Source organism: Ruegeria sp. ABF4_144, from assembly GCF_056160045.1.
In genome coordinates this window covers 2,491,407-2,512,433 of the sequence record NZ_JBSWWK010000001.1, presented here as the reverse complement: position 1 = coordinate 2,512,433, position 21,027 = coordinate 2,491,407, and the positions used below count along the sequence as shown (strand labels likewise).

Genomic DNA, 21,027 nt, shown 5'->3' with positions numbered 1-21,027 from the left:
CAGTTGGCCCCTAGTGCGAGGCATGGAAGGTCCGGCCCAATGCGGCAGGTGCGCTGCTCTTGTCGGCCGAAAGGATCACAAGCACAAGGATCGTGATGATGTAGGGCGACATTGCCAGATACTCGACAGGAATGGCAACGCCCGCTGCCTGCAAATTAAGCTGCAACACGGTGATACCGCCGAACAAATAGGCACCCAGCAAGGCCCGCCATGGCTTCCAGCTGGCGAACACCACCAACGCAAGGGCAATCCAACCAACACCAGCGGTCATGCCCTCAGTCCACTGTGGGACGCGGATCAGGCTGATGTAGGCTCCGCCAAGGCCTGCGCAGGCACCACCGAAGAGGATTGCCATGATGCGGATCTTGATGACCTTGTAGCCAAGCGCATGCGCAGCATCGTGGTTTTCGCCGACCGCGCGCAGGATCAGACCGACGCGGGTGTATTTCAGCGTGGCCCAGACTGCAGCCGTCAGAGCAATGCCGACATAGAGGATTGGGTCATGCTGGAACAGGATCGGGCCGATCACCGGGATATCGCTGATCAACGGGATGTGGATTTCACCCATGTCGGGTGGTTTGACACCCACATAGCTTTGCCCCATCAGCGCGCTGAAGCCGAGGCCAAACAGGGTTAAAGCAAGGCCACTGGCAACTTGGTTGGCCAGTGCAAACTGCGTCAGTAGCACGAACAACAGGGACAGCACCGCGCCACCGATGGCTGCCGCGACAAAGCCCAGCCAGGGTGAACCGGTTTCGACCGAGATCGCAAAACCGCTGATTGCGCCGACGATCATCATGCCCTCGACGCCGAGGTTCAGAACGCCTGCCTTTTCGACGACCAGCTCTCCGATCGCGGCCAACAGCAGGGGGGTTGCGGCCACCATCAGCGAGGCGACCAGAAGTACGGGATTAATTTCACCAAGGTCCATTGTTACGCCACCTCGCTACGGGCCGCACGGATGCGGTAGTTTGTCAGAAGATCGAATGCCAGCAGGAAGAACAGGAGCATGCCCTGGAACACCTGAATGGCAGCGGCAGGCAGGCCCAGCTGAGACTGCGCGATTTCACCGCCGATATAAGTCAGCGCCATTAGGCCACCAGCCAGCAGGATACCCACCGGATGCAGGCGGCCCAGAAAGGCTACGATGATCGCGGTAAAGCCGTAGCCGACGTTAAAGTCGATGCTGACCACACCCGAGGGGCCCGAGACTTCGAACATCCCCGCTAGCCCTGCCAGCGCGCCGGACAGACCGAGGCAGAACAGGATCAGGCGGGCAGGGTTCACACCTGCGAACTTGGCCGCGCGGGGAGCCTCACCCGTCAAGCGGATGTGGAATCCCAACATGTGGCGGTTTAGTAGAACATAGGCAAAGATCACTGCGATCAGCGCGGTCACGACGCCCCAGTGCATGCCCGATCCGGCAATCAGCTCGGCATTATGGGCGCTGTCATAGGACTGCAGGTTGCGCGAACCGGGGAAGCCGAAGCCTTCGGGGTTTTTCAGCAGACCGAGTGAAACCGAGGCCAGCATCTGCTCGGCCACATAGACCAGCATCAGCGATACAAGGATCTCGTTGGTGCCAAAGCGGACTTTCAGGAAGGCCGGTATCATCGCCCACAGCCAGCCGCCGAATGCACCGGCAATCACCATGATCGGGAAGATGTAGAACGCATCCAGTGGATAGAACGCCAGACCTGCACCAGCGCCAAAGATGGCGCCCATGATGTACTGTCCTTCGGCGCCGATGTTCCAGATACCTGCACGGAAGCCCAAAGACAGGCCGATAGCGATCAGCACCAGCGGCGCACCTTTCACCAGCAATTGCGGGCGGTAGTAGAACGCGAACTCACCAAACAGAGGTTCCCAGAAAATGGTTCCGATGGCCTCAACCGGGTTCTTGCCCAGAATGGAGAACAGAATTCCGCCGAACACCATCGTTGCCAGAACCGCGACCAGAGGGGTGGCATAAGACCATGCCTTGGACGGCTGTGGCCGTTTCTCCAACACTATCATCTGCTCATACCCCCGTTTTCATTTCTTGTTTTGTGTTAGACATGGGCCACCTCCATGCCATGCGCGCCACCCATCATCAGACCGATCTCGTCGACCGTCAGGCCCGTGGTCGGGCGCGGGGCGCTCAGGCGGCCTTCGTTCAGGGCCGCAAAGCTGTCCGAGATTTCCATCAATTCGTCCAGATCCTGGCTGATGCAGATCACCGCCGTGCCTTTGGCAGCCAGATCCAAAATGGCCTGCCGGATCGACGCCGCCGCTGCCGCATCCACACCCCATGTCGGCTGGTTCACCACAAGAACGTCCGGGTTCTGCAGCACTTCGCGGCCGATCACGAATTTCTGAAGGTTGCCGCCCGACAGCGAGCGCGCCGCATTCTCGGGCCCCGGCGTGCGTACGTCAAAGGCGCTTATTATTTTTTCAGCAAAGCTCTTGGTTTCTGCCCATTTGAGGAACCCGTTGCTTTCCAATCCTTCACGAACCGACCCGGTCAGCAGGGCGTTTTCGGTCAGGCTCATATCCGGTGCCGCCGCATGGCCGAGCCGTTCTTCGGGTGCGGTCAGTACACCCAGCTTGCGTCGTGCAGTGGGGCCCATTTTGCCGATCTTCTGACCGTTGAATTTGATCGCATCGGCGGTTGTCAGGATTTCGCCTGAAAGCACGCCCAGCAATTCGTCTTGCCCGTTCCCAGCAACGCCACCGATGCCCAGAACCTCGCCCTTGCGGACGGTCATGTGGACATTGCGTAGCGCCGTTCCGAATTCCGACGGCGACGGCACTGACAGCCCGCTGACGTCCAGAGCAACCTCTCCGAACTCGCGGCCGGACCGTTCTGGTGTTTGCAGGGTCGAGCCGACCATCATCTCGGCCATATCACGCGCCGAGGTCTCGGCAGGGATGCATTCGCCCACGTTCTTGCCCAGACGCAGGATCGTGGCGTGATCACATAGTGTCCTGATTTCTTCCAGCTTGTGTGAGATATAAAGGATCGAAGTGCCCTCGGATCGAAGCTTATTCAGCGTTTCAAACAGGATATCGACTTCCTGAGGGGTCAGAACCGAGGTCGGCTCGTCCATGATCAGCAGCTTGGGGTCCTGCAGCAGACAGCGAATGATCTCGACACGCTGACGCTCACCCGCGGACAGGTCGCCAACAGTGCGGTAAGGGTCCAAAGGCAAGCCGTAGGTCTCGGACACTTCGCGGATGCGCGAGGCCAGATCACCCATCGGCGGCGGGTTCTCCATTCCCAGCGCGATGTTCTCGGCCACGTTCAACGCATCAAACAGCGAAAAGTGCTGGAACACCATTGCAATCCCGTCGGCCCGCGCAGCGCGGGGTTCGGGCGGCGCAAAAGGTTGGCCACGCAATAACATTGTACCGCTGTCGGGTTTCACCAGCCCGTAGATCATTTTCACCAGTGTGGATTTGCCGGCACCGTTTTCGCCCAGCAGGGCGTGGACTTCGCCTTCACCGATGTCAAAGGACACCTGATCATTGGCCACGACGCCGGGATAGGCTTTGGTCAGCCCTTGCAAGCTTAAAAGTGGAGTGGTCACGCGCTCAGGTCCTTCTTCAACTCGTTCTGTCGGGCCGGGCGCAAGAGCTGCGCGGCGACGCCAACGGCGATCATATGCGGGTGTTTGCCCAAGCCGGGATCACCGATTGGACAGGTGATCCGGCTGATCCGCTCGGGCGAATGCCCAAGGGCCGCCAGCCGCGACCGGAATCGCGCCCATTTCGTAGCCGAGCCGATCAAGCCAGCAAAGCGGAAATCATGCGAAAGCAGCCGGTTGCACAGCTCTAAATCCAGATTGTGTGAATAAGTAAGCACAAGGTGCTCGGCATTGGGCGGTGCATGTCGCACCAGTTCCGCCGGTTTGGCGACTGGAACCACAGTTACGCCGGCTGGAATCGTATCTGGGAACCGCTCGGGGCCGGTATCAACCCAGGTGATTGCCAGATCGGGCAGGGGGGACAGAACGTCCACCAGCGCCCGGCCCACATGGCCAGCGCCCCAGATCCACAGGTTACGGGTGGGTTTGTGCACCGGTTCGATCATCCAGCCGTCGACCAGTTGCGGTTCGGGCGCGATTCCTTGACCGCGTGCGGCCGCCAACAGGCGTTTAACCGACAGGGGCATATCGCCGCCAGACGGGCGCCGTGCGATAATGGTATCGTCGAGCGCATTCACCGCCTCTTGGTCATAAATCTCGCTCAGAAGCGACACAGCGCCGCCGCAACACTGGCCCATGTCGGGGCCAAGCGCGTGATGTGACAGCCGGGATGGAACGGTTTGGGTTCGCGCGGCCTCGGCCGCTTGAAATTCCAACGTGCCGCCACCGATGGTGCCGCTTTGTCCGTCCTCCCAAACCAGCATTGCGGCACCGACCTCGCGCGGGGATGACCCCTTTATCGCAGCGATGACCACCCGGGTGACTTTCCCGTGGGTTTTGACCGCCTCCCTCAAAGCCTCTCGATCAAATCCCATCAGATGCCTCCCTTCATCCTTTGGACACCGTGCCAAACTTCCTCGGCAGTGGCGGGTGCATCCAGTGCCGGATAGCTGCCACCACAGGCCGCCACCGCGTTGGACAGGGCCAGCCAAGCCGAGATACCCAGCATGAAGGGTGGCTCACCCACCGCCTTCGAGCGATAGATCGTGTCCTCGCGGTTCTCTCCATCCCACAGCGCGACGTTGAAGATGTCGGGCCGGTCCGAACAGGCAGGGATTTTGTAAGTCGAGGGCGCGTGAGTGCGCAGATTGCCTTTGCCGTCCCAGACCAACTCCTCGGTCGTCAGCCAGCCTGCGCCTTGCACATAGCCACCTTCGACCTGCCCGATATCCAACGCTGGGTTCAGTGATGCGCCTGCGTCATGCAGGATATCGGTACGCAGGATGCGGTTTTCTCCGGTCAGCGTGTCCACGGCGACCTCGGTGATCGAGGCGCCGTAGGCGAAGTAAAAGAACGGACGGCCGCGTCCCGCGATCCGATCCCATTCGATCTTGGGGGTCTTGTAGAACCCGGTTGCCGAAAGGCTGATGCGCCCCTGATAGGCCAATGCGGCGGCTTCGGCGAAGGTATAGCGTTCTTCGCCGACCGAAACCTGACCGTCCGAGAAGGTAACAGTTGAGGGATCGGCCTGATGCCGCTCGGCCAGATACTCGGCCATTCGGTCGCGGATCGTGTCGCAGGCAGCTTTCACAGCCATCCCGTTCAGGTCACTGCCCGAGGACGCTGCTGTGGCCGAGGTGTTCGGCACCTTTGCGGTATCTGTGGCGGTGATCTTCACCATCTCCAGCGGAATACCAAAGCGGGACGCTGCGACCTGAGCGACCTTTTGGAACAGGCCCTGACCCATCTCGGTGCCGCCATGGTTCAGGTGGACCGAGCCATCTTGATACACATGCACCAGCGCGCCCGCCTGGTTCAGGTGGGTCAGCGTAAAGGAAATCCCGAACTTGACCGGAGAGAAGGCGATGCCCTTCTTGATAACGCTGTTCTCGGAGTTCCATTGCTCAACGGCAGCTTTGCGCGTGGCATAGTCGCTGGATTTCAGCAGAGCTTCGGTCATGCCGTGCAACTCGAAGTCACTAACTTCCATACCGTAGGGCGTGGTGTTGCCACCTGCGGGCAGGGGGCGCACCGGAGCGTTACCCATCGCCACTGCACCGCGGCTGGTCAGGTCCTCATGCGGGTCGGGATGGCCCAGCGGTTTCTCGGCTGGTTCAACCTCAGCAACCTTGTGCGCGGGTTCATAGTAGTTGCGCCGGCGCAATTCGACCGGGTCGAGCCCCAATTCATAGGCTGCGTGATCCATGACCCGTTCGATTCCGACCATACCCTGCGGGCCTCCGAACCCGCGATAGGCGGTGGCGGATTGGGTGTTGGTCTTCAGCCGGTGGCTTTCGATCCGGGCGTTGGGCAGCAGATAAGCGTTGTCTGAATGCAGCATCGCGCGGTCGGCGACGGGCAGGGACAGATCCTGCGCCCAGCCGCAGATCACATGGTGCAGGAACGAGACACCCTGAATGTGGCCATGTTGATCGAAGCCGGCTTTGTAGGAAATGCGGAACGCGTGGCGCTTGCCGGTGATGATCATGTCATCATCGCGGTCATAGCGCATCTTACAAGCCTTGCCGGTTGCACGTGCGGCCACGGCGCAAGCCACGGCCAATGCGTTGCCCTGGCTTTCCTTGCCGCCAAAGCCACCTCCCATCCGGCGGGTTTCGACACGAACCGCATGCATCGGAACGCCCAAAGCGTCGGCCACCTTGTGCTGAATCTCGGTCGGATGCTGGGTCGAGCTGTGCACCAGCATATCCGCGCCTTCATTCGGCACGGCCAGAGCAGCCTGACCTTCCAGATAGAAATGCTCTTGCCCACCGAGTTCAAAGGAGCCTTCGATCACGTGGGTCGCGCCAGAGATAGCCGCATCTGCATCTCCCTTGGCGTAAATGCGCGGGCCGTCCTCGAACCGACTGTCGGCGGCCAAAGCCTCTTCGACCGTCAGGATTGGCGTTTCCTCGGCATAGTCGATCTTGCCCAGACGTGCGGCCTTGCGGGCGGCCAGATGGCTGGTGGCGACAACCAGAAACACCGGCTGACCGATATAGTGAACGGTGCCGTCCGACAGCAGAGGCTCATCATGGATGGACGGAGAGACATCGTTGGCGAAGGGCAGGTCGTCCGCTGTCATCACCATCACGACACCGTCGGCGGCCTTCACCGCGGACAGGTCCATCGCATTGATCTTGCCTTTAGCAATCGGGCTCAGGCCAAACGCCAGATGTAGAGAGCCCTTTGGCGTCGGGATGTCATCCACGTAACGCGCCGAGCCGGACACATGCAGAGGCGCGGCGTCGTGGGGGAGGGGTTTAGTCACGCTCATGCCGACACCTCCAACACGTTAGTCGCTTCGCCCTGGTCTTCGAGGTAATATCGTTCCAGCATCGCTTTGGCGGTTTCCAGGCGATAGGTTGCCGAGGCGCGCATGTCCGTGAGTGGTTGATAATCTTCAGCAAATTTGGGCAGCGCGGCGTCAATCGTCTCGCGCGTCCAAGGCTTGCCGGCAATTGCGGCCTCGACATTGGTTGCCCGTTTTGGGACGCCTGCCATGCCACCAAACGCAATCCGCGCCTGCGTGACGGTGCCGTCCGTAACGGTGATGTTGAAGCACCCGCAGACGGCCGAGATATCCTGATCGAACCGTTTGCTGAGTTTGTATGCTTTCAGGCGGTCTGCCTGACGCGGGAAGCTGACGGCTTCGACAAACTCACCGGGTGCCCGGTCTTGCTTACCGTAGTCGATGAAAAACTCTTCCAGAGGGATCGACCGGCGCGTATCGCCTTTGCGAAGATGCAAGGTCGCGCCCAAAGCGATCAGGGCAGGTGCGTTGTCCCCGATCGGTGAGCCGTTGGCAATGTTGCCACCGACTGTTGCGGCATGGCGCACCTGAACGCTGGCGTAGCGGCGGATCATTTCGGCGTAAGAAGGGTGGAGGTCAGACAGCGCCTCGCCCATAAGGTTCATGTCGACCATAGCGCCGAAGCGGATTTCTTCGTCGGTAATGGCGATCTCTTTCAGATCTTCGCAACGGTTAAGGAAGATAACGGGGTCCAGATCACGCAACTGCTTGGTGACCCAAAGGCCGACATCGGTCGCTCCGGCGACCAGAGTGGCATCGGGGTTCTCGGCATACACATTTGCCAATTCGTCGGACGAGCCGGGCAACATCGGTGATGTCTGCACGGTGACCGGTTTGTCTTTCACCCAAACCGGAACGGGCTGTTCTTCGGCTGCCTTCGCCGCACGGATGATCGGCGCATATCCTGTGCAGCGGCACAGGTTGCCGGCAAGCTGGGTGTCGTGATCAGTCGCGCCGTTCGCATGGCTGGCAACCATAGACATGACAAATCCAGGAGTGCAGAAGCCGCATTGCGAGCCGTGCAGATCCACCATCGCTTGCTGCACCGGGTGCGCTTCTCCATTCGGGCCGCTTGCGCCTTCGACAGTACGTACCGCTTTGCCGTGTAGCTGCGGCAGGAACAGGATGCAGGAGTTCAGTGCCTTAGCACCGCCCTCATCCGTCACCATGACGGTGCAGGCCCCGCAATCGCCTTCGTTGCAGCCTTCCTTGGTGCCGGTCAGGCCGCGATCCTCGCGCAGCCAGTCCAGCAGGGTCGCTGTCGGATCGACATCCGCCAGGTCCACTGTCTCTCCGTTCAGAAGAAACGTGATATTCATTCGAGAAACCCGTCGCCTTACCCGGTTGCGCCCTTGGGTGCCCTCCTTCGATGCGACGTAGAAAGAGTGGCGGGCGGATAGCTTGCCGTAAGATGTTAGAAACAGCGCGCCTTATCTGGCAAGAAAAACTGCCTGCAAGATGCACCATTGGACCCGAACGGCCTGAAAGTGTCGTGTTTGTGTAGAAGTCAGTCGCTTGTAAATAAAGATCTTTTTTGAAACGACGCCGGGTCGTACCCGAAGCACCTTCTGAAAAAGCCGAATAATCAGCGGTGATTTTTTAGGCAATCCAAAGCGTCGGTTCCCGCTTTTGCCGCGCCTCTGGCTGGGATAGCGTAGTGGTCATGAGCAGTACTCCTCGATTCATTCACCTCCGCGTTCACACCGAATATTCCCTGTTGGAAGGCGCCGTGCGGCTGAAAAAGCTGCCCGCGCTTTGCGACAATGCGGGGATGCCCGCCGTTGCGGTGACGGACACCAATTCTATGTTCTCGGCGTTGGAATTCTCGGTCACCGCTAGCGGGGCCGGGGTGCAACCGATTATGGGCTGTCAGGTTGACCTAACGTATGTGCAGGCGCAGCCGGGTGAAAAACCCAAAGCCCCCGCGCCGCTGGTGCTGCTGGCCCAATCTGAGATTGGGTATGAGAACCTGATGAAGCTCAGCTCGTGCCTTTATGTGGACAAGGGCGGGCAGCTGCCGCAGGTCACGTTGGACGAACTTGCGGATCGTTCTGACGGTTTGATTTGTCTGACGGGAGGGCCTGACGGGCCGGTTGGAATGTTACTGCAGCAAGGCCAGCGCCCGGCCGCTGAGGCGCTGGTGGATCGGTTGGCGGCGATGTTCCCGGATCGCCTTTACATAGAACTGCAGCGCCATCCGGGTGAAGACGGCCAGCCTGAGGCCGAACGCCTGACCGAGCGCGGCCATGTTGAGATGGCCTATGCCAAGAACCTGCCGCTTGTGGCCACCAACGACGTCTATTTCCCGACAACGGATATGTATGAAGCGCATGACGCGCTGATCTGTATTGCCGAGGGCGCGTATGTTGATCAGCAGGAAGGCCGCCGCCGTCTGACCGCGCAGCATTACTTCAAGTCGCAGCAGGAAATGGTGACCCTGTTCGCTGATCTACCTGAAGCCATTGAGAACACGGTCGAGATAGCCAAACGTTGCGCCTTCATGGCCTATCGCCGCGATCCAATCCTGCCGAAATTCGCGGATGATGAAGTCGCTGAACTACGCCGCATCGCCAATGAGGGCCTGCAGAAACGTCTGGCGGTGATCCCTCATGCTGTGACGCCCGAGGAATATCAGGAACGGCTGGATTTTGAGCTTGGCATCATCGAAGGCATGGGCTTTCCCGGCTACTTCCTGATCGTTGCCGACTTTATCCAATGGTCCAAGGATCACGACATTCCGGTGGGGCCGGGACGGGGATCGGGTGCGGGCTCACTGGTGGCCTATGCGCTGACGATCACCGACCTTGACCCGCTGCGCTATTCGCTGCTGTTCGAACGCTTCCTGAACCCCGAGCGGGTTTCGATGCCCGACTTCGATATCGACTTTTGCATGGATCGCCGCGAAGAGGTCATCCGCTACGTGCAGCAGAAATACGGGCGCGACAAGGTGGGGCAGATCATCACCTTCGGTGCGTTGCTTTCCAAGGCCGCCGTGCGCGATATCGGCCGTGTGCTGCAGATGCCCTACGGGCAGGTGGACCGCCTGTCAAAGATGATCCCGGTCGAGGGCGTCAAACCTGTTTCCATCGAGAAGGCCTTAAAAGACGAACCTCGCCTGCGGGAAGAAGCACGAAATGAAGAGGTGGTGGACCGTCTGCTGACCTACGGCCAACAGGTCGAAGGATTGCTACGGAACGCCTCGACCCACGCGGCGGGTGTGGTGATCGGAGATCGGCCTCTGGACGCGCTAGTGCCGCTCTATCAGGACCCACGATCGGATATGCCCGCAACCCAGTTCAACATGAAATGGGTCGAGCAGGCCGGGCTGGTGAAATTCGACTTTCTGGGTCTTAAAACCCTGACCGTGATCCAGAACGCGATGGACATCATTTTCAAGTCCGGGCGGCCATTGCATATCGCCGCCGATGGCACGGAGCTCTACGAACCGGCTGAGGGGGCCGAGAACCAGATCAACGCCATCCCGCTGGATGATGAGGCGACGTACAAGCTCTACTCGGCAGCCAAAACGGTGGCAGTGTTCCAGGTGGAATCCTCGGGCATGATGGATGCGCTCAAGCGGATGAAACCGACCTGTATTGAGGACATCGTGGCTCTTGTGGCGCTATACCGGCCCGGTCCGATGGAGAACATCCCGACCTATTGTGAGGTCAAGAACGGTCAACGTGAGATTACGTCGGTTCATCCACTGATTGACCATATCCTTGAGGAAACGCAGGGCATCATCGTTTATCAGGAACAGGTGATGCAGATTGCTCAGGTCATGGCCGGGTACAGCCTCGGCGGCGCTGATCTGCTGCGGCGTGCGATGGGTAAAAAGATCAAAGAGGCGATGGACGCCGAGCGCCCGAAATTCGAGAAGGGTGCGGGCGAGAATGGTGTGGATGCCAAAAAGGCCAGCGAGGTGTTCGACCTGCTGGAAAAGTTCGCCAACTACGGCTTCAACAAGTCCCACGCCGCGGCCTATGCGGTCGTCAGCTATCAGACCGGCTGGCTGAAGGCGAACCACCCGGTCGAGTTCATGGCAGGTGTCATGAACTGCGATATCCATCTGACCGACAAGCTGGCGATCTATTTCGAAGAGGTGCGCAAGGGGCTGGAGCTACCCTACGTACCGCCTTGCGTGAACCGCTCTTTGGCGACATTCAATGTGGTGAATGGCGAACTGGTCTATGCGCTGGGCGCGCTGAAGAACGTCGGCGTTGAGGCTATGAACCTTGTGGTTGAAGGACGTGGCGACAAGCCGTTCGTCAACCTGTTTGATTTTGCCCGCCGGGTTGATCTTAAGAAAGTCGGTAAACGCCCGTTGGAAATGTTGGCGCGCGCCGGTGCTTTCGATCAGCTCGACAAGAACCGTCGCCGCGTCTTCGAAAGCCTTGATCCGCTGGTGCAATATTCTGCAGCTATCCATGATCAGAAAAACTCGAACCAGGTGTCGTTGTTTGGCGAGGCAGGCGACGACCTGCCCGAACCGCGCCTGTCTCCTACGCCCGACTGGCTGCCCGCCGAGCGCTTGAGCGAGGAGTTCAAAGCCATCGGCTTTTACCTCTCGGGTCACCCGCTGGATGACTACATGCCTGCGTTGAAGCGCAAGCAGGTGCTGACGCTGGACGAAGTGACCGAAAAGGCGCGCTCTGGTCCGTTCATAGCCAAGATGGCGGGCGTTGTGGCAGGGCGGCAGGAACGGAAATCCGCTCGTGGTAACCGGTTCGCCTTTGCCCAGCTTTCGGACCCAACGGGGGCTTACGAGGTAACTCTGTTCTCGGAAACGCTGGAGAAATCGCGCGAGTTTCTGGAAACCGGTGCGCAGGTGGTGCTGACCGCCGAGGCGACAATGGAATCAGATCAGCTAAAACTGCTGGGCCGCTCGGTCGGGCCGGTGGATACGGTTGTGGCCGAGGCGGGAGCGACCGGATTGCGGATATTCGTGGACGAGCCGGGGGTGTTGGCAACCGTCGCCAAAGTGCTCGAGGACGCCGCCGGAGCGGCCAAGCGGGCCTCGAAAGGGCCGATCCATATCTGCCTGATGGACCCCGGCCTGCCGGGCGATGTTGAGATGGATCTGGGGCAGGACTTCCCGATCAATCCGCAAATCAAGGGCGCGATCAAATCGCTGGATGGTGTCACCGAGGTTGAGGAAATCTGAGCCAGCCTTTTGTTGCCACAGCGTTTTTGCGCGGCTAGGCTGTGATCATTGCCTCATTTGGGGCGTGTCACGGGAGGGCACCGGTATGGCAATTTCCAACTTAGGATTGAAAACTCTGACCTGTGCGGCCGCAATGTCGCTGGCCTTGGTCTCAGCATCTGCTGGATTGGCGGACAGCAAGGATGACAAAAAGAAAAAGACGATCGAAGGCGCGTTGATCGGCGCGGGCGTCGGAGCGTTGGTCGGCGACGGCAAGGGTGCTGCGATTGGCGGCGTGGCTGGGGCCATTATCGGACATAACTGGAAGTGATGGCGATGCGGACTGAAAAACTCAAAATGACCGCTTGCGCCGCAATCATAATGACTCCGTGTATGGTAGTGGCTGATGATGCGGCTGATCAGATGGTGCAGGATGCCTTGCCTGTGATGCACTACACCTGCGCTTCGATTGCCGAAGAGGCGGATGGAGACGAAGCCTTTGTTGTCGAAGTCGTGGGCAAGATGACGGCCCTGTCGCTTTATAATCGTCAGATCAATATCGAAGATCACGCGACCACTGACGAGGAAAAAGCCCAACTACGCGAAGCCTTCATCGCCGCGCTGTCCGAAGGCTGCGCGGCGGACAAGGATGCCCTTTTGGGTGGCGTGGTCGACAACGCGGTGAAAACGACGCTGGGGTTGTGATCTTTCAATAATGCGGTGGGCGTTCGTCTCCGAAGACGACCCCGCCCGATCCTTCCTGCGCCCGTTCGGCCTCGCGCTGCAACAGCATCTCGACGCGGCGGGTCAGGCGGTCGATCTCACCCTGCTGGCGGGTGACGACTGTGTTCAGCTCTTCGACCGTGCGGGTCAGATGGGCGATCTGTTCTTCCAGATGCTGCATGGGAGGCTCCTGTTCCTGCGGTGGTCATAGCGACCCTGTGACGCCAAGGCCAGCGAAAGCGCGCCTTGCCCCGATGCGGGCCATGGGATAGACCGCGCGCGGAACATGAAAATCCCAAGGACGCCCCACATGGCCAAGCCCAAGAAACAGCCCCGCCCCAAGGCGATTACGCCCAAAGGGTTCCGCGACTATTTCGGCCAGGAAGTCTCGCAGCGCACTGAGATGCTGCGGACTATTGCAGACGTCTATCATCGGTATGGGTTTGATGCGTTAGAGAGCAGCGCAGTCGAAACCGTTGAAGCGCTGGGCAAGTTCCTGCCCGACGTGGATCGCCCGAACGAGGGTGTGTTTGCGTGGCAGGAAGTTGACGAAAACGACAAGGGCGACTGGATGGCTCTGCGCTATGACCTGACCGCGCCTTTGGCCCGTGTCTATGCGCAGCATCGGAATGATCTGCCGACGCCCTATCGCCGCTATGCGATGGGACCGGTCTGGCGGAACGAAAAGCCGGGGCCGGGGCGCTATCGTCAATTCTATCAGTGCGATGCGGACACGGTGGGCACGGCCTCGATGGCCGCGGACGCCGAGATTTGCGCCATGCTGTCGGATACGCTGGAAACCGTGGGTATTCCACGCGGCGATTATCTGGTGCGGGTCAATAACCGCAAGGTTCTGAACGGTGTGCTAGAGGCGATGGGCCTTGGCGAAGACGCTGCCGCCCGCGACAACGTCCTGCGCACCATCGACAAGTTCGACAAGGTGGGTGAGGCCGGAGTTCGCGAGCTGCTGACCAAAGGGCGTTTGGATGCCTCGGGCGCGTTTATCGACGGTGTTGGCCTGAGCGATGATCAGGCGGAGCCGGTGATTGCTTTCCTGACGTCCAAGGCCGCCGATACGGCCGGCACGCTGGCGAACCTGCGTGCGGCCGTGGGCGACAGCAAGATCGGCGCAGACGGCATTGCCGAGTTGGAGCAGATCGGTGCGCTGCTGGATGCGGGCGGCTATGGCGCAGATCGGATCGAGATTGATCCTTCGGTCGTGCGCGGTCTGGGCTATTACACCGGGCCGGTTTATGAGGCCGAACTGACCTTTGAGATTTTCGATGAGAAAGGCCGCAAGCGGCAGTTCGGGTCTGTATCGGGCGGTGGCCGTTATGACGATCTGGTCAAGCGCTTCACTGGGCAGGAAGTCCCCGCGACCGGAATTTCCATCGGCGTCGACCGCTTGCTGGCTGCGCTGCGCGAAAAGGGTCGGATCGCGGCCCAGGCGACAGGCCCCGTGGTTGTCACTGTCATGGATCGCGACCGTATGGCTGACTATCAGGCGATGGTGGCTGAGCTGCGCAATGCAGGTATCCGAGCTGAGGTCTATCTGGGTAATCCCAAGAACTTCGGCAATCAGTTGAAATACGCGGACAAGCGGAACTCGCCCATCGCAGTGATCGAAGGTGGTGACGAAAAGTCGAATGGCATTGTTCAGATCAAAGACCTGATCCTTGGTGCCAAGATCGCCGAAAGTGCGACGCTGGAGGAATGGAAAGAGCGCCCCAGTCAGTTCGAAGTGCCGCGCGGCGATCTGGTCGCCAAAGTGCGTGAAATTCTGGACAGTCAGGACTGAGCCATGGCCAACCGTTCCCAGATACAGGCCCGCGCCGCGATGATGCGTGTCCGGTTCGAGGCCGCAGGTGCGCAGGTCGTGGATACGCCCTTGCTGCAACCGGCCGAAACGCTGCTGGACCTCTATGGCGAGGATATCCGCGCACGCGCCTATGTGACCTCGGACGCGCTGCGCGGCGAGCAGATGCTGCGCCCCGACTTCACCATGCCCGTGGTGCAGATGCATATGAGTGAGGGCGCTGAGCCCGCGCGCTATACCTATTCCGGCGAAGTGTTCCGCCGACAGGAGCATGACCCGGATCGCTCGAACGAGTACATTCAGGTCGGATATGAGGTCTTTGACCGTGACGATCCGTCGGGCGCTGATGCCGAGGTGTTTTCGCTGTTCGCGCTTCAATTGCGTGGTCTGCCGTTACGTGCGGCAACCGGAGATATCGGTATTCTGACCGCAGCCGTTGAAGGCCTTCGCACGACCGAGCGTCGCAAGACCGCCCTGATGCGGCACCTTTGGCGCCCGCGCCGGTTCCGCATTCTTCTGGATCGGTTTGCCGGCCGCAAACCCGGCCCCGAAGGGCGCGACGACCTGCTGAATGCCGTGGACCCCTTGGACATTGATATTCCGATGATCGGCAAACGCCGTGCGTCTGAGATTGAGGCGCGGATCGACGCTCTGCGCGAAGATCGCGATACGCCCCCCATCTCAGACAACGAACTGGCTGGTTTGGAGACGCTGTTGAATGTGCGCGAGACCATGCCATTCGCGTTGGAACAGTTGCGCGACGTGGCAGTGGACTTGCCGCAGATCACACCTGCGCTGGACCGATTGGAAGCGCGGGTTGCAGCCCTGCAGGCGCGTGGTGTCGATGTCGGGCGGCTGGATTTCGAGGCCGCGTATGGCCGAACCTCGATGGAATACTACGACGGGTTCGTCTTTGGTTTCTACGCCGAAGGTCGCCCCGACCTGCCGCCGATCGCCACCGGCGGGCGGTATGACGCGCTGACCCGTCAGTTGGGGGATGGCGAAGAAATCCCCGCGGTAGGGGGCGTCATTCGCCCTGACCTGATGCTGGAGATCGAGGAGGATGCGCAATGAGCCTGAAATTGGGCGTGCCCTCGAAGGGCCGGTTGATGGAGAAGACCTTCTCGTGGTTCGAAAAGCGCGGCATTGCGCTATCACGCACCGGTTCGGATCGGGAATATGCCGGTAAGGTCGAAGGTATTGATGGCGTTTCGCTGGTTCTGCTTTCTGCCGGGGAGATTCCGCGCGAACTGGCAGCGGGTCGCATTCACTTGGGCGTCACCGGTATCGATTTGGTGCACGAGAAACTGCCGCGCTGGGAGCAGCAGGTCGAAGAGATCTCGCAGCTCGGGTTCGGTAAGGCTGATCTGATCATCGCCACGCCTGCCTGCTGGGTCGATGTGGACACACTGGATGATCTGGATGCGGCTGCTGCAGCGTTTCGGAAAACCCACGGCCACCGGCTACGGATTGCGACCAAGTACCATCGTTTGGTGCGCGAGTTTCTAACGGACTCGGGCGTGGCCGACTATACTCTGGTAGATAGCCAAGGCGCGACCGAAGGCACGGTAAAGAACGAAACCGCCGAGGCAATTGCAGACATCACGTCGACCGGTGAGACTCTGCGCGCAAACCACCTGAAAATCTTGTCGGACGGCATGATCCTGCAATCGCAGGCAACGCTATGGCGCAGCCGGGTGGCAAAATGCGATGCGGATGAAAAGGCGGTACTGTCCGAACTGCTGGATCGGCTGCGTTAAAGCACGCCAATGTCCGCGAGCGCGCGATTAAGTTCATCGGGCAGGGCGTCATCCTGCTCGCGGCTTTTGGGCAGGTCTGCGGGCGTGTCTTCGGGTTTCAGATAGCGCCACCCCTGAAAGGGGCGTTTCAGCGCGTTCTGCGTGCGGTGGACCTCGGGGTCCAGCACGATGGCGCAGCGGCGAATGCCATCCTCACCGCGCACTTCGTCCAGTCGCAGGATACGCTGGCGGCACTGGATCACGCCCTTGATGACCCAATAGATTGATCCGCCGTTCAGAATTTCGTCTTCGCGCTTGGGCCACATACGGGTGACGTGGCGTGGGCAGCCGTCCTCATACAACGGTCTGCGGCTGTCCTGCCATTCGATCAGCGAGTCTACGCTTTCTGATCCGACCGAAAGTTTTATGAGGTTTATGTACTTATCCACAGCTTTCCCACAGAGTCGTCCCGAGGTTTGTCTTTATATTGTAGCTTGCTCCTCGGCGCTATCAAGGTGTTGTGGTTGAGGTGTGTATTGGGGTAGTCTGGATACCTCTTTCAGCACAGGGAATCACCAATGAGCCGCTTTGCCGCCCCCATCGCCGAGCAGATCTGGGATATGAAATACCGTTTCAAACAGGCGGATGGCACGCCGATCGACCAAACGGTCGAGGATAGCTGGCGACGCATCGCCCGCGATCTGGCGCGGGTTGAGAAAGACCCGGCCCATTGGGAAGAAAAGTTCTTCGAAGCGCTGGAAGATTTCAAGTACCTGCCCGCCGGTCGCATCACCGCAGGCGCAGGCACTGCGCGGCAGGTGACCCTGTTCAACTGCTTCGTCATGGGCACCGTGCCTGACAGCATGGGCGGTATCTTCGACATGCTGAAAGAGGCCGCGCTGACCATGCAGCAGGGTGGGGGGATCGGCTATGATTTCTCAACCATTCGTCCGCGTGGTGCAGATGTACATGGGGTGGCGGCGGATGCGTCCGGACCGTTGAGCTTCATGGATGTCTGGGACGCAATGTGCCGCACGATCATGTCTGCGGGCTCGCGCCGTGGGGCGATGATGGCGACGATGCGCTGCGATCACCCGGATATTGAACAATTTATCACTGCCAAGTCCGACCCGGCACGCCTGCGCATGTTCAACATGTCTGTGCTGGTGACCGATCCTTTCATGGAGGCCGTCAAGGCAGATGGTCCGTGGGAACTGGTCTTCGGTGACAAGGTCTATCACACCGTTCAAGCCCGTGACCTGTGGAACAAGATCATGCAGGCTACTTATGACTATGCCGAGCCGGGCGTGATCTTCATTGACCGGATCAATCAGGCAAACAACCTCAGCTATGTCGAGACTATTGCAGCGACCAACCCATGCGGTGAACAGCCGCTGCCGCCTTATGGCGCGTGTCTGCTGGGGTCCATTAACCTGGCGCGTCTGGTGGCTGAACCGTTCGAGGACGCAGCCCATCTGGACGAGGAGGCACTGCAGGAACTGGTCGCCACCGCCGTTCGAATGATGGACAACGTGGTGGACGCGTCGAAATTCCCGCTGCCTGAACAAGCGGCCGAGGCGCAAGCCAAGCGCCGCATCGGGCTGGGTGTGACTGGGTTGGCCGACGCTCTGTTGATGCTGGGTCTGCGTTATGGGTCCGATGAGGCGGCACGTCAGACCGAGCGCTGGCTGCAGGCGATCGCCCGCGCCGCGTATCTGGCGTCGGTGGATTTGGCGAAGGAAAAAGGCGCGTTCCCTCTGTTCGATGCCGAGAAATACCTCGCCAGCGGCACCATGCAGCAGATGGACGACGATGTGCGTGACGCAATCCGCGAGCACGGCATTCGCAACGCTCTTCTGACCTCGATTGCACCGACGGGCACCATATCCCTTTATGCAGGTAATGTATCCTCGGGGATCGAGCCGGTCTTTGCTTATGCTTATACGCGCAAGGTTCTGCAGAAGGATGGCTCGCGTACTGAGGAAGAGGTCGTTGACTATGCTGTGCAGATGTGGCGCGACAAGTTTGGTGACAAGGAACTGCCGGACTATTTCGTCAACGCGCAGACTTTGTCCCCGTCGGATCACGTGAAGATGCAGGCGGCAGCGCAGAAATGGATCGACAGTTCGATTTCCAAGACGATTAACTGCCCCGAGGATATCAGCTTTGACGCCTTCAAGGACGTCTATATGCAGGCTTGGGATCAGGGTTGCAAAGGTTGCACCACCTATCGCCCGAATGATGTTACTGGGTCGGTTCTGACCGTCTCCGAAAGCGCTGACACAGCACCGGGCGAGAGCGCTACAGCCCCGCACGAGGTTGACGGGGGAGAAGTCGTCTATATGTCCGAGCCGCTGGATCGGCCGCAATCGCTGGAAGGTTCGACCTACAAGCTGAAATGGCCTGATAGCGAGCACGCGATCTACCTGACGATCAACGATATCGTTATCGGCGGTCGTCGTCGTCCGTTCGAAGTATTCATCAACTCGAAGAACATGGAGCACTACGCCTGGACGCTTGCTCTGACTCGGATGATCTCGGCCGTGTTCCGTCGGGGTGGCGATGTGTCGTTCGTGGTCGAAGAACTGAAGGCCGTGTTCGATCCGCGCGGCGGTGCCTGGGTGCAGGGCAAGTATATCCCGTCGATCCTGGCTGCCATCGGCGGGGTGATCGAACAGCACCTGATCAATATCGGTTTCCTCGAGGGTGAGGGGATGGGGTTAAAGTCTGACCCGCAGGCGCAGGTGGTCAACCTGGATACCCCCCGTGGAAAGGCGTGCCCGTCCTGCGGACAATTCGACATGGTGATGATCGAAGGTTGCATGACCTGCCGTAGTTGCGGGCATTCTAAGTGCGGTTAAATCCAGGGGTGCAAACTTTTTATGCGCTACGGTGTGATACGACTTCATTAAGGTGAATTCGGCGGCCGCCTTATGGGCCGGCTGCTCCTAAATGCTCACAACTACGTGTGTTAGCACGCCTTGAATGTGCCCGGTCTACAGATCAGGCGCATTCTGTTTTCGATTGCCTATTGCTTTCGTGTGGCCAGTCGGCGCACCGGATTTCTTGATGGTATTTTGATATCTTTCAGTATTTTTTATTTTGAAACAATATTATAGCGTTTGTTTTCAGTTGAACGTCTTCAGTTTGGTTCTGTTGTGGCTGCCCACTGCAATACGGCTTGGCGTGCGGCAATCTCGTCACATTCAGCAGCCGATTCGTATTGCTAAAAAATCATTAATGTTGCGTTAACGTCTCTTTTCCGCCTTATTTTACGTTGATAAGAGAGCCCCAGTCAGTTGTGAAATGTTTAAGGTGCAGGCGGGTACAATGAGAGCCGGAGAAAACGGTCGAACGGCAGTATTTTGGAGTCAGACGGAAATCGATGGACTTGAGGCGGCGCCTTTGTCCTTTCTGACAATCGGAGCAGCATGGTCCTGGCGCGGGCAAGCGCGATATCTGGTCGAAACGGCCACCCAAGCACTTGAGTGGACTGGACAGGCACGAGGCGGTGCTGCTGCAACCCTTGATCATTGTGCTCAAGTCGAGAATTTGCCGGAAGAAGCAAGCGGTCTGCTTGTTTTGACCAATGGCGCTCAATCATTCACAGCGGCCTTGTTTCCCGTAGTCGGAGAGGCGGTGCCGATGCTGGTCTTCGAAGGGGATTGTCCTGATCGTGATCAGGAATTCTGGATCAGCGAGATAGCAGAGGGCGGGATTCAAAGCGACACCTTCTCTGGGATCGAAAGCACCGTTGTTGCCTTCCCGGCCCGCTCTGAGCGGGATTTGGATGAAGCCGATCTTCGGGTTGCGGTCAGGGCTGGGCGTCGGGCCGACTAGTTCCCATTTTTTTGCGAAAATCCTGTTGCCGCGAGGTGGGGTGTGTTGACTCCGCCGGTTTCGCGGATATAAGCGCGGCTTCATTGGTGTTGGTGGCCCCCGCAAGGGGAAGCCTGTCATGGGGGAGACCTCAAGAGGACAACGCCCTTCATAGTGGCCCGCAGGGCCTCGACCTAAACGAAGGAGATCAGCCGTGACCAAACGCACGTCTGCCAAGTACAAAATCGATCGCCGGATGGGCGAAAACATCTGGGGTCGTCCGAAATCCCCGATCAACCGTCGTGAATATGGCCCCGGCCAGCACGGTCAGCGCCGCAAGGGCAAACTGTCGGACTTCGGTCTGCAGCTGCGCGCCAAGCAGAAGCTGAAAGGCTACTATGGCGACCTGACCGAGAAGCAGTTCCGCCGCATCTACGCCGAAGCCGAGCGCGTCAAAGGTGACACCGGTGAAAACCTGATCGGTCTGCTGGAGCGCCGCCTGGACGCCGTTGTTTACCGCGCCAAGTTCGTACCGACTGTGTTTGCTGCACGTCAGTTCGTGAACCACGGCCATGTCAAAGTGAACGGCAAGCGGGTCAACATCCCGTCCTACCGTGTCAAAGAAGGCGACGTTATTGAAGTCCGTGACAAGTCCAAGCAACTGGCTGTTGTTCTGGAAGCTGTCGCACTGGCCGAGCGTGATGTTCCTGACTACATCGATGCCGACCACTCGAAAATGACCGCAACCTTCGTGCGCGCACCGGGCCTGAGCGATGTGCCTTACCCGGTCATGATGGAGCCGAACCTGGTCGTCGAATTCTACGCGAAGAACTAATCTTCGCCGACAC

Annotated in this window: 17 protein-coding genes; 9 read left to right on the top strand and 8 right to left on the bottom strand. The window is 59.3% G+C overall.

The annotated features are described in order from the left end of the window. Positions 1-10: 10 nt before the first annotated feature. Genes ACXAGD_RS12615 through xdhA form a run of 6 tightly spaced genes read right to left on the bottom strand, consistent with a single transcriptional unit; the run spans position 11 to position 8,258 of the window. Positions 11-931, bottom strand: a complete 921-nt coding sequence (locus ACXAGD_RS12615; RefSeq protein WP_475211096.1) for an ABC transporter permease — start codon at positions 929-931, stop codon at positions 11-13. 2 nt (positions 932-933) lie between these two features. Beyond that, positions 934-2,016, bottom strand: a complete 1,083-nt coding sequence (locus ACXAGD_RS12610; protein WP_475211093.1) for an ABC transporter permease — start codon at positions 2,014-2,016, stop codon at positions 934-936. A 35-nt stretch (positions 2,017-2,051) separates the two neighbouring features. Then, on the bottom strand, positions 2,052-3,569 hold the full coding sequence (locus ACXAGD_RS12605; RefSeq protein ID WP_475211092.1) for an ABC transporter ATP-binding protein: 1,518 nt from the start codon (positions 3,567-3,569) through the stop codon (positions 2,052-2,054). Then, positions 3,566-4,501, bottom strand: a complete 936-nt coding sequence (gene xdhC / locus ACXAGD_RS12600; RefSeq protein ID WP_475211090.1) for a xanthine dehydrogenase accessory protein XdhC — start codon at positions 4,499-4,501, stop codon at positions 3,566-3,568. Before xdhC ends, ACXAGD_RS12605 begins: the two co-directional genes overlap by 4 nt. Then, positions 4,501-6,903 carry a xanthine dehydrogenase molybdopterin binding subunit gene (xdhB, locus tag ACXAGD_RS12595; RefSeq protein ID WP_475211088.1) on the bottom strand — a complete coding sequence of 801 codons (2,403 nt, stop codon included), beginning with the start codon at positions 6,901-6,903 and terminating at the stop codon, positions 4,501-4,503. Before xdhB ends, xdhC begins: the two co-directional genes overlap by 1 nt. Further along, positions 6,900-8,258, bottom strand: coding sequence for a xanthine dehydrogenase small subunit (gene xdhA, locus ACXAGD_RS12590; protein WP_475211086.1), 1,359 nt, complete (start codon positions 8,256-8,258; stop codon positions 6,900-6,902). The genes xdhB and xdhA overlap by 4 nt, the downstream gene beginning before the upstream one ends. Before the next feature lie 344 nt (positions 8,259-8,602). On the opposite strand from xdhA, the gene dnaE reads away from it, so the two are divergent. The 3 genes from dnaE (at position 8,603) to ACXAGD_RS12575 (ending at position 12,787) form a co-directional block, all read left to right on the top strand. Next, positions 8,603-12,103 (top strand): DNA polymerase III subunit alpha, encoded by a 3,501-nt coding sequence (gene dnaE, locus ACXAGD_RS12585; protein WP_475211084.1) that lies wholly within the window; start codon positions 8,603-8,605, stop codon positions 12,101-12,103. An 85-nt stretch (positions 12,104-12,188) separates the two neighbouring features. Then, positions 12,189-12,413 carry a YMGG-like glycine zipper-containing protein gene (locus tag ACXAGD_RS12580; protein WP_475211082.1) on the top strand — a complete coding sequence of 75 codons (225 nt, stop codon included), beginning with the start codon at positions 12,189-12,191 and terminating at the stop codon, positions 12,411-12,413. A 62-nt stretch (positions 12,414-12,475) separates the two neighbouring features. After that, positions 12,476-12,787 carry a hypothetical protein gene (locus ACXAGD_RS12575; protein WP_475211080.1) on the top strand — a complete coding sequence of 104 codons (312 nt, stop codon included), beginning with the start codon at positions 12,476-12,478 and terminating at the stop codon, positions 12,785-12,787. Positions 12,788-12,791: 4 nt separating this feature from the next. On the opposite strand, the gene ACXAGD_RS12570 is transcribed toward ACXAGD_RS12575, so the two are convergent. Beyond that, positions 12,792-12,986 carry a SlyX family protein gene (locus tag ACXAGD_RS12570; protein WP_170573549.1) on the bottom strand — a complete coding sequence of 65 codons (195 nt, stop codon included), beginning with the start codon at positions 12,984-12,986 and terminating at the stop codon, positions 12,792-12,794. Positions 12,987-13,115: 129 nt separating this feature from the next. On the opposite strand from ACXAGD_RS12570, the gene hisS reads away from it, so the two are divergent. The 3 genes from hisS to hisG are packed head-to-tail and all read left to right on the top strand — an operon-like array spanning position 13,116 to position 16,381. Continuing rightward, positions 13,116-14,603 (top strand): histidine--tRNA ligase, encoded by a 1,488-nt coding sequence (gene hisS / locus ACXAGD_RS12565; RefSeq protein WP_475211078.1) that lies wholly within the window; start codon positions 13,116-13,118, stop codon positions 14,601-14,603. Positions 14,604-14,606: 3 nt separating this feature from the next. Then, the gene (locus ACXAGD_RS12560) at positions 14,607-15,695 is read left to right on the top strand and encodes an ATP phosphoribosyltransferase regulatory subunit (protein ID WP_475211075.1); all 1,089 of its coding nucleotides are present in this window, start codon (positions 14,607-14,609) and stop codon (positions 15,693-15,695) included. Further along, positions 15,692-16,381: an ATP phosphoribosyltransferase gene (hisG, locus tag ACXAGD_RS12555; protein WP_475211074.1), complete on the top strand. Its 690-nt coding sequence runs from the start codon at positions 15,692-15,694 to the stop codon at positions 16,379-16,381. Before ACXAGD_RS12560 ends, hisG begins: the two co-directional genes overlap by 4 nt. Here hisG and ACXAGD_RS12550 read toward each other — a convergent pair. Continuing rightward, positions 16,378-16,809, bottom strand: a complete 432-nt coding sequence (locus ACXAGD_RS12550) for a DUF1489 family protein (protein ID WP_475211073.1) — start codon at positions 16,807-16,809, stop codon at positions 16,378-16,380. The genes hisG and ACXAGD_RS12550 overlap by 4 nt on opposite strands. Before the next feature lie 129 nt (positions 16,810-16,938). Between ACXAGD_RS12550 and ACXAGD_RS12545 the strand changes: the two genes are divergently transcribed. The 3 genes from ACXAGD_RS12545 to rpsD all read left to right on the top strand — a co-directional run bounded on the left by ACXAGD_RS12545 (position 16,939) and on the right by rpsD (position 21,014). After that, positions 16,939-19,221 (top strand): adenosylcobalamin-dependent ribonucleoside-diphosphate reductase, encoded by a 2,283-nt coding sequence (locus ACXAGD_RS12545; protein ID WP_475211070.1) that lies wholly within the window; start codon positions 16,939-16,941, stop codon positions 19,219-19,221. A gap of 469 nt (positions 19,222-19,690) precedes the next feature. After that, entirely contained in the window at positions 19,691-20,200 is a 510-nt protein-coding gene (locus tag ACXAGD_RS12540) for a hypothetical protein (protein WP_475211069.1), read from the top strand. A gap of 193 nt (positions 20,201-20,393) precedes the next feature. Beyond that, complete coding sequence (gene rpsD, locus ACXAGD_RS12535; protein WP_170325974.1) at positions 20,394-21,014, top strand: 30S ribosomal protein S4; 621 nt, start codon at positions 20,394-20,396, stop codon at positions 21,012-21,014. Positions 21,015-21,027 lie beyond the last annotated feature (13 nt).

What these genes read in the sequence shown, in the direction of transcription:
- hisG (WP_475211074.1), top strand. Translation starts at nt 15,692, where the DNA reads ATGAGCCTGAAATTGGGCGTGCCCTCGAAGGGCCGGTTGATGGAGAAG.
- ACXAGD_RS12610 (WP_475211093.1), bottom strand. Translation starts at nt 2,016, where the DNA reads ATGATAGTGTTGGAGAAACGGCCACAGCCGTCCAAGGCATGGTCTTAT.
- xdhA (WP_475211086.1), bottom strand. Translation starts at nt 8,258, where the DNA reads ATGAATATCACGTTTCTTCTGAACGGAGAGACAGTGGACCTGGCGGAT.
- ACXAGD_RS12545 (WP_475211070.1), top strand. Translation starts at nt 16,939, where the DNA reads ATGAGCCGCTTTGCCGCCCCCATCGCCGAGCAGATCTGGGATATGAAA.
- ACXAGD_RS12615 (WP_475211096.1), bottom strand. Translation starts at nt 931, where the DNA reads ATGGACCTTGGTGAAATTAATCCCGTACTTCTGGTCGCCTCGCTGATG.
- ACXAGD_RS12540 (WP_475211069.1), top strand. Translation starts at nt 19,691, where the DNA reads ATGAGAGCCGGAGAAAACGGTCGAACGGCAGTATTTTGGAGTCAGACG.
- xdhB (WP_475211088.1), bottom strand. Translation starts at nt 6,903, where the DNA reads ATGAGCGTGACTAAACCCCTCCCCCACGACGCCGCGCCTCTGCATGTG.
- ACXAGD_RS12560 (WP_475211075.1), top strand. Translation starts at nt 14,607, where the DNA reads ATGGCCAACCGTTCCCAGATACAGGCCCGCGCCGCGATGATGCGTGTC.
- ACXAGD_RS12580 (WP_475211082.1), top strand. Translation starts at nt 12,189, where the DNA reads ATGGCAATTTCCAACTTAGGATTGAAAACTCTGACCTGTGCGGCCGCA.
- xdhC (WP_475211090.1), bottom strand. Translation starts at nt 4,501, where the DNA reads ATGGGATTTGATCGAGAGGCTTTGAGGGAGGCGGTCAAAACCCACGGG.
- hisS (WP_475211078.1), top strand. Translation starts at nt 13,116, where the DNA reads ATGGCCAAGCCCAAGAAACAGCCCCGCCCCAAGGCGATTACGCCCAAA.
- dnaE (WP_475211084.1), top strand. Translation starts at nt 8,603, where the DNA reads ATGAGCAGTACTCCTCGATTCATTCACCTCCGCGTTCACACCGAATAT.
- ACXAGD_RS12570 (WP_170573549.1), bottom strand. Translation starts at nt 12,986, where the DNA reads ATGCAGCATCTGGAAGAACAGATCGCCCATCTGACCCGCACGGTCGAA.
- ACXAGD_RS12575 (WP_475211080.1), top strand. Translation starts at nt 12,476, where the DNA reads ATGGTAGTGGCTGATGATGCGGCTGATCAGATGGTGCAGGATGCCTTG.